Annotated in this window: 8 protein-coding genes; 5 read left to right on the top strand and 3 right to left on the bottom strand. The window is 72.7% G+C overall.

The genetic code is table 11. The features are described from left to right. Window positions 1–12: 12 nt before the first annotated feature. A complete protein-coding gene (locus ACFWZ5_RS21785) occupies window positions 13–411 on the bottom strand; it encodes a YciI family protein (protein ID WP_384800321.1) in 399 nt (132 codons plus the stop codon). Between the two features lie 304 nt (window positions 412–715). Between ACFWZ5_RS21785 and ACFWZ5_RS21780 the strand changes: the two genes are divergently transcribed. The 4 genes from ACFWZ5_RS21780 (at window position 716) to ACFWZ5_RS21765 (ending at window position 9,475) form a co-directional block, all read left to right on the top strand. Beyond that, the gene (locus ACFWZ5_RS21780; RefSeq protein ID WP_384800324.1) at window positions 716–1,711 is read left to right on the top strand and encodes a sensor histidine kinase; all 996 of its coding nucleotides are present in this window, start codon (window positions 716–718) and stop codon (window positions 1,709–1,711) included. Beyond that, on the top strand, window positions 1,708–2,379 hold the full coding sequence (locus tag ACFWZ5_RS21775; RefSeq protein ID WP_384800327.1) for a response regulator: 672 nt from the start codon (window positions 1,708–1,710) through the stop codon (window positions 2,377–2,379). The genes ACFWZ5_RS21780 and ACFWZ5_RS21775 overlap by 4 nt, the downstream gene beginning before the upstream one ends. Before the next feature lie 239 nt (window positions 2,380–2,618). Then, window positions 2,619–8,876: a DNRLRE domain-containing protein gene (locus tag ACFWZ5_RS21770; RefSeq protein WP_384800342.1), complete on the top strand. Its 6,258-nt coding sequence runs from the start codon at window positions 2,619–2,621 to the stop codon at window positions 8,874–8,876. A gap of 35 nt (window positions 8,877–8,911) precedes the next feature. Continuing rightward, entirely contained in the window at window positions 8,912–9,475 is a 564-nt protein-coding gene (locus ACFWZ5_RS21765) for a hypothetical protein (protein ID WP_384800330.1), read from the top strand. A 47-nt stretch (window positions 9,476–9,522) separates the two neighbouring features. On the opposite strand, the gene ACFWZ5_RS21760 is transcribed toward ACFWZ5_RS21765, so the two are convergent. Continuing rightward, entirely contained in the window at window positions 9,523–10,407 is an 885-nt protein-coding gene (locus tag ACFWZ5_RS21760) for a glycosyltransferase family 2 protein (RefSeq protein ID WP_384800333.1), read from the bottom strand. A gap of 309 nt (window positions 10,408–10,716) precedes the next feature. On the opposite strand from ACFWZ5_RS21760, the gene ACFWZ5_RS21755 reads away from it, so the two are divergent. After that, on the top strand, window positions 10,717–11,184 hold the full coding sequence (locus tag ACFWZ5_RS21755) for a hypothetical protein (RefSeq protein WP_384800336.1): 468 nt from the start codon (window positions 10,717–10,719) through the stop codon (window positions 11,182–11,184). A gap of 95 nt (window positions 11,185–11,279) precedes the next feature. Here the strand turns inward: ACFWZ5_RS21755 and ACFWZ5_RS21750 are convergent, their stop codons facing one another. Further along, the gene (locus ACFWZ5_RS21750; RefSeq protein WP_384800339.1) at window positions 11,280–12,065 is read right to left on the bottom strand and encodes an SAM-dependent methyltransferase; all 786 of its coding nucleotides are present in this window, start codon (window positions 12,063–12,065) and stop codon (window positions 11,280–11,282) included. Between the last annotated feature and the right edge of the window lie 89 nt (window positions 12,066–12,154).

Below are 12,154 nucleotides of genomic sequence, written 5' to 3'. Positions count from 1 at the left end.
TTCTCGGTGGTGTCACATGTTCTCGCCGGAGTCGCTGAGCAGCGGTCGTACCTCGACGAAGCCGAACGGGGCGTCCGGGAGGCGGGCGGCTATCTGTTCTGCTCGGTCACGGTCGGCGCAGTCCAGGATGAACCAGCCTGCCAGCTGCTCCTCCGACGAGGGGGCCAGTGGGCCGTCGGCCACCCTTGTGGTGCCGTTGCGGACACTTACGGTCCGGGTGGTCGTCGGGGCGGGCAGGGCCTCGCCGCCCACGAGTTCGCCGGACGCGCTGATCTCGGCGAACAGCTCGTTCATCTCCTGGAGCAGCTTGTCGCGCTCCGGCTCCGGCAGGGCCTGCGCCTCCTTCGTCCGGAGAAAGACCGGGTGTCCCCAGCTCTCCGCCTTGCAGTAGATCATCAACGCGAACCGCATCGTGTGGCCTGCTTCCTTCGTTCCCGGCCGTTCCCAGCCGGCACCCGGCTTCTGGACATCACCAGGACCGCTCCCGCGTACGAAACTCATCGCGCCGCACAGACATGGCAGACAGCGGACAGCAGGTAGCAGGTAGCAGATATGGGTGTCGGCACGTATGGACGCCTGGTCCGTGAGGTCCGAGGCTGTTCCCGGCATGTGTGTCGCGGTCGCTGATGCGGGTCTTTGTGCGGACATGCCCGGTAACAGTGGTGTGCGTCCGGTCCGGGAGGATGGGGGTGCTGTACGGAGAGAGGGAGTGCGGGTGTCGCTGTTCTGGCGGATCTTCTTGATGAACGCCGTCGTCCTCGTCGTGGCCGCGCTCCTGCTGCTGAGCCCCCTGGTGACCGTGTCCAGCCCCGTGCTGCTCGGTGAGGCCCTGGTGGTGCTCGGCGGTGTCGCCGCGATGCTGGTGGCCAACATCGTCCTGCTGCGCGTGGGGCTCGGCCCCCTGCAGCGGCTCTCGCGGGCCATGGCCGCCGCCGACCTGCTGCGGCCGGGCGCCCGCCCTGCCGTCGCGGGCCAGGGCGAGGTCGCCCAGCTCATCGGGACGTTCAACGCCATGCTCGACCGCCTGGAGAGCGAGCGCGCCACCAGCAGCGCCCGCGCCCTCTCCGCCCAGGAGGCCGAGCGCCGCCGCGTCGCACGCGAGCTGCACGACGAGGTCGGGCAGACCCTCACCGCCGTCCTGCTCCAGGTCAAGCGGGCCGCCGACCAGGCTCCCGAACCGCTGCGCGAGGAGCTGTGCGGCGTCCAGGAGACCACCCGCGCCAGCCTCGACGAGATCCGCCGCATCGCCCGGCGGCTGCGGCCGGGGGTCCTTGAAGATCTTGGTCTGGTGAGTGGGCTGCGGGCCCTCGCGGGGGAGTTCAGCGAGTCGGGGCTCGTCGTCCGGCACCGGTTCGACGGCGGTGCGCCACGGCTCGGGCAGGAGGCCGAGCTCGTCGTCTACCGGGTGGCCCAGGAGGCGCTCACCAACGCGGCCCGGCACGCGGGCGTCAGCCACGCCGACCTCGAACTGCGGTCCACGGAGGACGTCGTCGAGCTGATCGTCCGTGACGAGGGCGGCGGCATGCGCGGCGCCGTCGAGGGTGCGGGGGTGCGCGGCATGCGGGAGCGCGCTCTGTTGGTCGGCGCCGACCTCACGGTGGGGGCGGCGGGTTCCGGTACGGAAGTACGCCTCCGCGTCCCCGTCGTCCCCGTCCCCGTCCCCGTCCCCGTCGGCCCCGACCACCCCGCCCGCCCAGGAGCCCTCACATGACCTCCCCCGCTCCTCCCGCTCCCCCCGCCCGGATCCTGCTCGCCGACGACCACGCCCTCGTGCGTCGCGGCGTGCGGCTGATCCTGGACGGTGAGGGCGATCTGGGCGTCGTCGCGGAGGCGGGCGACGGGGCCGAGGCCGTCGCGCTCGCCCGGGAGACGCGGCCCGACCTCGCGGTGCTCGACGTCGCCATGCCCCGCCTCACCGGACTCCAGGCCGCCCGCGAGCTGTCCCGGCTCCCGGACCCGCCGCGCATCCTGATCCTGACGATGTACGACAACGAGCAGTACTTCTTCGAGGCGCTGCGCGCGGGGGCCTGCGGGTACGTCCTGAAGTCCGTCGCCGACCGCGACCTCGTCGCCGCGTGCCGCGCCGCCATGCGCAACGAGCCGTTCATCTACCCGGGGGCGGAGAGCACGCTGATCCGCAAGTACCTGGACCTCGTGCGCCAGGGCGGGGCGCTGCCGCGCAAGGCCATCACCGACCGGGAGGAAGAGATCCTCAAGCTCGTCGCCGAGGGCCACACCTCCAAGGAGATCGGCGACCTCCTGACGATCAGCGCCAAGACGGTGGAGCGGCACCGCGCGAACCTGCTGCACAAGCTCGGCCTGCGCGACCGGCTCGCCCTGACCCGGTACGCCATCAGGGCAGGCCTGATCGAACCGTAACCCCCAGCGGGACCCGGCCGAACGGCACGCACGACCGCCGTTCGGCGATGCCGTGCTGCCCGCACACATCTCGTACGGCTCACAAATCTCACCACCACAACACCCGCACACAGCAAGGGGAGACTGTGCACCACCGCAGTGACCACGCACCCGTACCCGAGGACACCGGGTACCGAAGACGCCGCCGGTACGGCGACGGGCCCGGGCCGAAGGGGATCGCCACCGGGCTCGCCCTGCTCATGGCCGTGTCGTGTCTGTACGGCGCGGAGAGCGCGACGGCCGCCCCCGAGGAGAGGGCCGGCGTCGGCAAGGCGAAGGAGACCACGGTCACCGCCGCCGCCGACATCCCCTCGGCCCGGGTCACCGCCCGGCTCAGGGGCAAGCGCATCGAGGCCCTCTCGGAGCGCACCGAGACCTCGACGACCTGGGCCAACCCGAACGGCAGCCTGACCACCGAACTGACCGCGGGCCCCACCCGGTTCGAGGACGACGAGACCGGCCAGTGGCGGGACGTCGACCTGCACCTGGTGAAGAACGCCGACGGGTCGGTGGAGCCGAAGGCCCACCCGCGCGGCCTGGAGCTCGGCAAGCCGGGCGGCAAGCGGCTCACCCGCATGTCGCAGCAGGGCACGGCCCGCGACCTGGTCACCCTCGGCGAGGGCGACGAACGCATCACGCTCCAGTGGCAGGGCGGCCTGCCCGCGCCGAAGCTCGACGGCACGCGCGCCACGTACGAGAACGCCGTGCCGGGCGGCGACGTCGTGGTCGAGGCGACCCGGACCGGGTTCGAGCAGTTCGTCGACATCAAGAGCGCGCCGAAGGAGAAGGGCTACAGCTATACGCTGCCGCTGCGCGCCGAGGGCCTGAAGGTCAAGGCGCACAAGGACGGCAGCCTGTCGTTCACCGACCGCAGGAGCAAGAAGTCCGCGGTGATGCCCGCGCCGGTGATGTGGGACGCCACCGTCGACCCGGTCTCCGGTGAGCACACCCGCCGCGCCCCGGTGAAGATGAAGGCCGTCCGGGCCAAGGGCGGTGTCGACCTCGTCGTCACGCCCGACGCGGAGTTCCTCGCCGACCCGAAGACGAAGTACCCGGTGACCGTGGACCCGTCCACGTCGTCGCTCGGGAACGTCTTCGACACGTACGTGCAGCAGGGCGAGACGCGGGACTGGTCCACCGACACCGAGCTCGACTTCGGCAACCCGGGCACGAAGAACGCGAACGGCACCCCGCGCACGGCGCGTTCCTTCATCTCCTGGGACACCAGGCCCGTGCAGGACGCCCTGGTCATCGACGCCAAGCTGTCGCTGTGGAACTTCCACTCCGGCAACAACACCGACTGCAAGGCGCAGCCGTGGGAGGTGTGGTCCACCGGGGCCGCGTCGACGTCCTCGCGCTGGACGGCGCAGCCGAACTGGACGGCGAAGAAGGCCACGTCGACGCAGACGCGCGGCAACCCTTCGTGCACGGCCGCGCCCGACGGGTGGATCGACGCCGACGTGACCTCGCTCGTGCAGGAGTGGGCGTCGGCGAAGGCGGCACGGGGCCACATGGGTCTGCGGGCCGCGAACGAGTCGGCGGTCGCGCAGTGGAAGCGGGTCAACTCCGCCAACGCCGCGACCAAGCCGCCGAAGCTGTCCGTCACGTACAACTACCGGCCGCGCACCGGCACCAAGCAGGAGGCGGGCCCGCCCTACTTCTCGTACGGCGGCGCCTATGTGGTCAACACGCTGACGCCGACGCTGCGGGACACCTTCGTCGACGCCGACGGCGACAAGGTCAACGGCACCTTCCAGATCTTCGACTCCGCGACGGACAAGCAGGTCGGCAACGTCCTGGTCTCCAAGTGGGTGCCGTCGGGGCAGGTCGCGTCGGTGACCGTGCCCGCCGGGGTGCTCGCCCACGGCAGGACGTACAAGTTCCGCACCTCGCCGTACGACGACTCCCACTACAACACCGGCTGGTCGGCGTGGAAGACCTTCACGGTCGACACCTCGGCGCCGTCCGCGCCCACGAAGATCACGTCCACGGACTATCCGACGGGATCCTGGGTGAAGGGCGCGGGCAAGGCAGGCACGTTCACGGTGACGCCGCCGTCCGCCGACCACAACTGGCTTGAGTGGACGCTGGACGGCGTGACCTGGACGAAGGTCCCCACCGGCGGGTCGAGCGCGGCCAAGGGCATCTCCGTGACGCCGCCGAAGGACGGCACGCACACGCTTCAGGTGCGGGCCGTGGACAAGGCGGACAACAAGTCCGAGGCGGTCGAGTACACCTTCCACGCGGGACCCGGCGGGTTCCTGCAGCCGTCCGACGGCGAGCGCACCGCGCGGCGGCTTCCGCTGGCCGCCGAGGCCGACGGCGAGAAGTTCGACAAGGTGTCGTTCTCGTGGCGGCGGTCGGAGGCCGACGCATGGGTGCGGATCCCCGCGAAGGACGTCACGAAGGGCGGCTCCGCGCTCGACGGCTGGCCCGTCGCGCTGACCAAGGGCCGCAGCGACCAGCTGGTGTGGAACGCCACGGACACCGTCGACCCCGACGGCAGCGTCCAGATCAAGGCCGACTTCACCGGTCCGAAGGACGCCGAGGGCAGCACCGAGCCGATGACCGTGGTCGTCGACCGCGGCGCCAGCGGTGCCGCGGCGGCCGACCTGGGCCCCGGCTCGGTGAACCTGCTCACCGGTGACCACACCCTGTCCGCCACGGACGCCTCGGCGTTCGACCTGTCGGTGACCCGCACCGCCTCCTCGCGCACCCCCGACAAGGGCGCCAAGCAGGCCGATGAGGGCAGCCAGGCGCCGATCTTCGGCAAGGAGTGGGTGTCGGGGACCGCGGCCGAGCTGACCGACTCCGACTTCTCGCACCTGCGGAAGATCTCCGCGACGGCCGTGGCGGTCGTCGACTCCGACGGCGAGGAGACCCACTTCACCGCCAACGCGGCCAGGACCGCGTGGATCCCGGAGCCCGGCTCCGAGGACCTCACCCTCAAGGGCAGTGTCACGGGGGCGTTCACGCTCACCGACACCGAGGGCACGGTCACCGAGTTCACGCGGACCGACTCCGCGGCCACCACCTGGCAGGTCTCCAGCACCCTCCTCGACGGGCTCGCCAACTCGACCACCACCGTCGTGTCCGAGTCGGTGACCGTCGACGGCAAGAAGCTGGCCCGGCCCAGGCGGGTCGTCGCGCCGACGTCGGCCGCGACCGCCGCGACCTGCACCGCGACGCCGTCGACGAAGGGCTGCCGGGTCCTGGAGTTCGTGTACGCGGACCGCACCACCGCCTCCGGTGACACCTTCGGCGACCACGAAGGCCGGGTGAAGGAGCTCCGCCTCTGGTCCACCGCACCCGGCGCGGACGCGGCCACCGCCAAGTCCGTGCAGAGTTACGCGTACGACGCCTCCGGGCGGCTGCGCGAGGCGTGGAACCCGCAGATCAGGCCGGCGCTCAAGTCCGCGTACGCGTACGACAGTGCGGGGCGGGTCACCACGTACACCCCGCCCGGCGAACTGCCGTGGACGTTCACCTACGGCAAGGCGGGCGGCGCCGCCACCGCCGGTGACGGCATGCTCCTGAAGGCGACCCGGCCCGGCCTGAAGCAGGGCACCACGGGCACCACGGAGGGCATCGCGGCCAGCAGCGTCGTGTACGACGTGCCGCTGACGGGCGCCAAGGCCCCGTACAAGCTGGGCGCCGCGGACGTGAAGGCGTGGGGGCAGCTGGACGCGCCCACGGACGCCGCCGCCGTCCTCCCGGCCGACGCCGTGCCGTCCGCGCACTCCGGCGACCAGCTCACCGCCGCCGACTACAAGCGGGCCGACGTGCACTACCTCGGCGTGTCCGGGCGCGAGGTCAACGCGGCGACGCCCGGCGGGCACATCTCCACCACCGAGTCCGACCGGTTCGCCAACACCGTCCGGGAGCTGTCCGCCGCCAACCGGGCCGTCGCGCTCGGCCTCACCGCCGACGACCGTGCGACCCAGGCCGACCTGGGCCTGGCCGGGCTCACGTCGGCGGAGCGCGCCGACCTGCTCGCCACCCGCTCCGTCTACAACGGCACGGGCACGCGCAAGCTGGAGGAGTTCGGCCCGCTGCGCCGGGTCGAGCTGACCGCGGACCTGAAGTCCGGGTCCAGCACGCTCGTCCCGGCCGGGACGTCGGTGGCCGCGCGCAGCTGGACCGTCAACGAGTACGACGCGGGCCGCCCCACGGACGGCACCGCCAAGGTCAAGGACCAGGTCACCAAGGCCACGACCGGGGCGGAGGTGCGTGAACACCCGGGCGTGCACGGTGAGCGGCGCGTCACGCAGACCGTGTTCGACTGGGCCAAGGGCCAGCCGAGCAGGACCGTCCAGGACCCGGGCGGGCTCGCGCTCACCACGACGACCGAGTACGACGCGCAGGGCCGCGTCGTCAAGCAGCTGCTGCCCGGCGCGGACGGCTCCGACGCGGGCACCCGCGTGACCACGTACTGGTCGGCGACCGGCACCGGACGCTGCGCGGGCCGCCCCGAGTGGGCCGACCTGGTCTGCTCGGTCGCGCCCGGCGGTGACATCACCGGCGGCGGCACGCAGCCCAAGGAGCTGCCGACGACCACCACCGAGTACGACTGGTGGGGCAGCCCCGCCAAGGTCACCGAGACCGCGAACGGCGTGACCCGCACGACCACCACCGGCTACGACGACGCGGGCCGCCAGACCGAGGTCGCTGTCACCGGCGGCACCGGCGAGCAGGTCCCTCAGTCCACGACGGAGTACGACCCGGCCACGGGCCAGGCGGTGAGGACCACGTCGCCCACCGGCGGCACCCTCACCAAGTCCTACGACAAGCTGGGCCGCCAGGTCGCCTACACCGACGCCGACGGCGGCACCACCACCACCGAGTACGACCTACTCGGCCGCCCGGTGAAGGTGACCGACTCGGTGCCGTCCACGGTGACGTACACGTACGACACCGCGGCCGAACCCCGGGGCCTGGCCACGAAGACCACCGACTCGGTGGCGGGCACGTTCCGGGCGACGTACGACGCGGACGGCTCCGTGGCGAGCGAGCAGCTGCCCGGCGGCTACACCCTCAAGCAGACCGAGGACACCACCGGCGCGCCCACGGACCGCACGTACACGCGCGACAGCGACGGCACGACCGTCTACTCCGACACCGTCACCGAGTCCGTCCACGGCCAGGTCACCGGCCACGCGGGCTGGTCGGGGCAGGCGTACAAGTACGACGCCACGGGCCGTCTGACCACGGTCGAGGACACCGCGGACACGGTGTGCACGCGCCGCTCCTACGGCTTCGACGCGCGCGCCAACCGCACCTCGCTCACCACCGCGACCGGCACGCCCGGCGCGGACTGCCCCACCTCGGGAGGCGCCACCGCCAAGCACACCTACGACAGCGCCGACCGGATCGTCGACCCGGGTTACGCCTACGACGCCTTCGGCCGCACCACCGCGGCCCCCGGCAACGGCAGCCTCGGCTACTACGCCAACGACCTGGTGCACCGGCAGACCGAGGGCGGCAAGCGGCAGACCTGGCAGCTGGACGCCGCCCTGCGGTTCCGCTCCTGGACGGTCGAGTCCGGCTCCGGGTCCGCCTGGACGAAGGAGCAGTCGAAGGTCAACCACTACGACAGCGACGGCGACAACCCCCGCTGGACCGTGGAGGACACCGCGTCCGGCGCGCTGACCCGCATGGTCGACTCGGCCTCCGGCGACCTCGCCGCGACCACCGGCAAGAGCGGGGACACCGTCCTGCAGCTCACCACGGTCCACGGCGACGTGGCGCTGCAACTGCCCCTGGACAAGGGGCAGGCGGCGGTCGCGCTCGACTCCGACGAGTACGGCAGCCCGCGCGCGGGGCAGGCCCCGGCCCGCTACGGCTGGCTGGGCGGCAAGCAGCGCTCCGCCGAGACCCTCACCGGTCTGACGTTGATGGGCGTGCGCCTGTACAACGCGGCGACGGGCCGCTTCCTGTCCGTCGACCCGGTCTACGGCGGCGGCAACAACGCCTACGAGTACGTGGGCGGCGACCCCGTCAACCGCTACGACCTGGACGGCAAGTGGTGGAAGAAGATCAAGCGCGGCATCAGGCGCGTGGGCAGGAACGTCCGTAAGAACTGGCGGACCTACGCCGGGTACGGCGCGACGGCCGCGTGCATCGTCGCCTCGGCGGGCACCTGCGCGGTCGCGAGCGTCGCGGTGTTCGCGGCGACGTCCTTCGCCGACGGCCGCGGCGGCCGCTGGCGGACGAAGAAGTACTGGAAGTCGACGGCGAAGGGCGCCGCCTGGACGGCCGTCGGCGTCGGCGCGGGCCGCTTCGCCGCGGGCTCCTGGTGGAAGTCCAGCAAGGGCTTCGCCCGGGGCGGCAAGCGCGCCGCGGGCCGGGGCCGCCACGCCAAGCGGTTCTCGTACCGCAGGACGGCCTGGAACTACGCGGGCAACGCGTGGACCGGCACGCTGACCTGCGGCATGAGCTGGAAGATGCGGTACTGCTAGCCAAGTGGTCCGCCCGTTTCAGGGGGTGCCGTGCCGTGGACGCGGCACCCCCGCCGGGCGACCGGAAGAAGGAGACGAACCAGACCGTGCACTACTGCAACAGGCCCGTCCGGCGGGCCTCGTGGGCGATCGTGGCGCTGATGGCGGCGGTCGCCGTCCAGTTCCTCTTCGGGGCCGGCGAGGGGCCGCGCGACGCCTGGGACGTCGTCCTGGCCCTCGCCCTGCCGTGCGGCGTGACCTGGGTCCTCGTCCGGACCGGTCTCACGCCGTACGTGGCGTGGGACGAGCGGCGGCTCGTGGTCCGCAACCCGTTCTTCGTGTACGAGGCGTCCCTGGCCGACGTACGGCTGCTCGGCCGGGCGGGGCGGGGCGGGGCGCTGGGCGTCGAGGGGCTCGGCACGGTGCTGCCGTGGGCGATGACGCGGTCGGTGTTCGACGGGCGCCGGGCACAGGGTGCGCGGCGGGAGCTGCGGCACGCGGTGCGGCGCGCTCCGGAGGCGGTGGCGGGGGAGGGGGCGCGGCGCCGCTTCCGGGTGGAGTGGACCGACGTCCTGGTCCTGCCGATCGTCGCGGCGTTCGTGTGGGCGTTCCTGCCGTAGCCGCCGCGGGGCCCGTCGGACGAGGGCCACTGGACGAGGGGCGCCGGTCAGATGAGGGGCGGGCGCCCGAGCTTCGTCATCAGCCACACCGTGCGCCAGCGCATCGGCCTGCGCTCGCCGCCCGACGTCCGAAGCCCCTCGACGAAGCCGCCCGCCCAGGCGCGCAGGCCGCCCGCGGACCTCGTGCGGGCGAGGGTGAGCAGCGTCCACACGGCGAGGTAGACGGGGACGAGGGGGAGCGGCAGGCGGCGCCGGGCCAGCCAGACGCGGTTGCGGGCCGTCATGCGGTAGTAGACGGCGTGCCGGGCCGGGGACGTCTTCGGGTGCTGGAGCAGCAGGGCGGGCTCGTACAGGACCTTCCAGCCGGCGTCGAGCGCGCGCCAGGCCAGGTCGGTCTCCTCGTGCGTGAAGAAGAAGTCGGCGGGCCAGTCGCCGGTCTGCGCCAGCATGTCCATGGAGAAGGCGTGGCCGCCGCCGAGGAACGACGTGACGAGGCCGCGGCGCATCGGGTCCTTGGCGCGCAGGCGCGGCACGTGGCGGCGCTGGGTCTCGCCGAGCTCGTCGGCGATGCGGAAGCCGACGATGCCGAGGCGCGGGTCGCCCGCGAACAGGTCGCGGACGGTGCGGAACACGTCGGGGGCGACGAGGAGGCCGTCGTCGTCGAGCTCGATCGCCACGTCCACGTCGCCGAACTCGCGCAGGCGGGCGAGGGCGACGTTGCGGCCGCCGGGGCAGCCGAGGTTCTCGTCGAGCTCGATCGCGGTGACCTCGCCGGGGTAGGCGGGGAAGTCCGGCAGCTCGGTGCCGTTGCCCACGATGACCACGCGGGCGGGCGGGACGTCCTGCTTGGCCACGGACTCCAGGAGGGCGTCGACGTCCTTCGGACGGTTGCCCATGGTCACGATGGCCACACCCAGGCGCGGTTCGGACATGGTGGCCCCCTGGTCGGATGGTCGGATCACGGCGGTGGTGTCCGTGATGGTAACCGTTCACCGGAGCGACGCTTTCGATAAGGGGCCCGTTCACGCCGGTTCATGGGCATGCGGCGGCCGAGGGGCCGTGGCACGACCGGTTTTGGTCGTGACATGACAAAAATCATGAAGGTGTGCCTTGTGGGTGCCGGCGGGCTGTGTCTCAATGCCACCGACCCGCATCGCTGACGCACCGTCAGCCTCCGTGGCGCCGGGGCGTGTTCGGCGAGGCGGCACCCCACACTCCCCCCATCGAAGGCAGGCCACCCCATGAGGCATGGCAGATTCACCCTGTGTTCGGCACTCGGGACCGGCGCACTCGCCGCGGTCGCACTCGTCCTCGCGCCCGCCGCGGGCGCCGTGGACCCGCAGGAGGCGACCATCGACTTCGAGTGCGGCTCGTTCGGCTCGGGCTCGGCGAAGCTCACGGCCACCCAGAACGGCACGAGCGCGACCATAGAGGTCTCCACGTCCGCGATCACCGCCCCGGTGGACGTCGGCGCGGGCGCGGTCAACTCCACTCTCACGCTCACCAAGAACGGCACCGGCACCACCACGTTCACCGGCAACGCCAACCCGGCGATCCCCGCGGGCAGCCCCGTCTCCACGGGCCCCATGAACGGCACCGTCGCGTCGGGCGACCGGCTCTCCGCCACGTCCCTGAAGATCGTCGTCTTCGGCATCACGGTGACGTGCAACGCGACGTCGGAGCAGAAGCCGGGGCCGTTCGTCTTCTGACGGCCGCCCTGTGACGGCCGCCCTGTGACGGCCGTCCTCCGGCCGTACGCACAGGCGCCGGACGGGCCGTGGGCGGCCCGTCCGGCTCGGTGGGCTCAGTCGACCGGCACCAGCGTCAGATAGGCGAGGCCGAGGACGCGACGGTAGCCGCGCAGCCAGGCCGACCGGTGGCGGTCGGCGCGCTCGCGGACCTCCGCCGCCGCGGGGTGCGTCGCGTGCGCGGCCAGCCACTCTTCGGTGTCGGCGCGGTACGCGGACTCGAACTCCTCCCACTCCTCCTGGCTCGCCGTCTCCACCCACAGCGGCCTGAAGCCCGCGTCGACCGCCGCGTCCGCCAGGTCCCCGAGGTACAGGTGCTCGTCCTCCCGGGCCCCCGGCCACATCGCGGCCAGCTCCGCCGCCGTGGGCGTGCGCTGCCAGAAGCCCTCGCCGAGCAGGACGCGGCCGCCGGGCCGCACCAGGGTGCGCAGGGCGCGCAACGCCTCCGCGGTGTGCGGGGGTTCGGCGTCGGCCGCGCGCAGGGCCTGGGCGGAGCCGAGGCACAGGACGACGTCGGCGGGGCCGCGCCGTGTGTCCGTCGCGGACTCGGCCACGAACTCCACGCGGTCCGCGAGTCCCCGCTCCCGCGCCGCGGCCCGGCCGCGGGCCAGGTCCTCCTCGTTCAGGTCCACGCCGATCGCGGTGGCCGTGGGGGCCGCCTCGAGGATGCGCAGGGTCAACTCGCCCCAGCCGCAGCCGAGATCCAGGACGGTGGCCTGGCCGGGGGGTCTGGTGCGGAGGGGTTCGGCTGTTCGTTCCACGATGCGGGTGGCTCGTGCCTCGGACAGGGGGCCGTGGAAGGTGAGCCGGGTCAGGCGGGGAGGGGCGTCTTGGGTGGTCATGGGGGGTGAGGGTAGTGGGGTGGCCTGGCGGGGGCCTCGCGGGGGCGCCCCTGACCCGCCCCTTCCCGAACTGGGGCTCCGCCCCAGAC

It is taken from the genome of Streptomyces sp. NPDC059003 (assembly GCF_042740445.1).
Taxonomy (GTDB): domain Bacteria; phylum Actinomycetota; class Actinomycetes; order Streptomycetales; family Streptomycetaceae; genus Streptomyces.
The sequence above is the reverse complement of the archived record's forward strand: the minus strand, read 5'-3'. Positions and strand labels throughout refer to the sequence as shown.

Excerpts from the sequence above, each read along its gene's own strand:
- ACFWZ5_RS21785 (WP_384800321.1), bottom strand. The coding sequence starts at position 411 with ATGCGGTTCGCGTTGATGATCTACTGCAAGGCGGAGAGCTGGGGACAC.
- ACFWZ5_RS21775 (WP_384800327.1), top strand. The coding sequence starts at position 1,708 with ATGACCTCCCCCGCTCCTCCCGCTCCCCCCGCCCGGATCCTGCTCGCC.
- ACFWZ5_RS21770 (WP_384800342.1), top strand. The coding sequence starts at position 2,619 with ATGGCCGTGTCGTGTCTGTACGGCGCGGAGAGCGCGACGGCCGCCCCC.
- ACFWZ5_RS21760 (WP_384800333.1), bottom strand. The coding sequence starts at position 10,407 with ATGTCCGAACCGCGCCTGGGTGTGGCCATCGTGACCATGGGCAACCGT.
- ACFWZ5_RS21755 (WP_384800336.1), top strand. The coding sequence starts at position 10,717 with ATGAGGCATGGCAGATTCACCCTGTGTTCGGCACTCGGGACCGGCGCA.
- ACFWZ5_RS21750 (WP_384800339.1), bottom strand. The coding sequence starts at position 12,065 with ATGACCACCCAAGACGCCCCTCCCCGCCTGACCCGGCTCACCTTCCAC.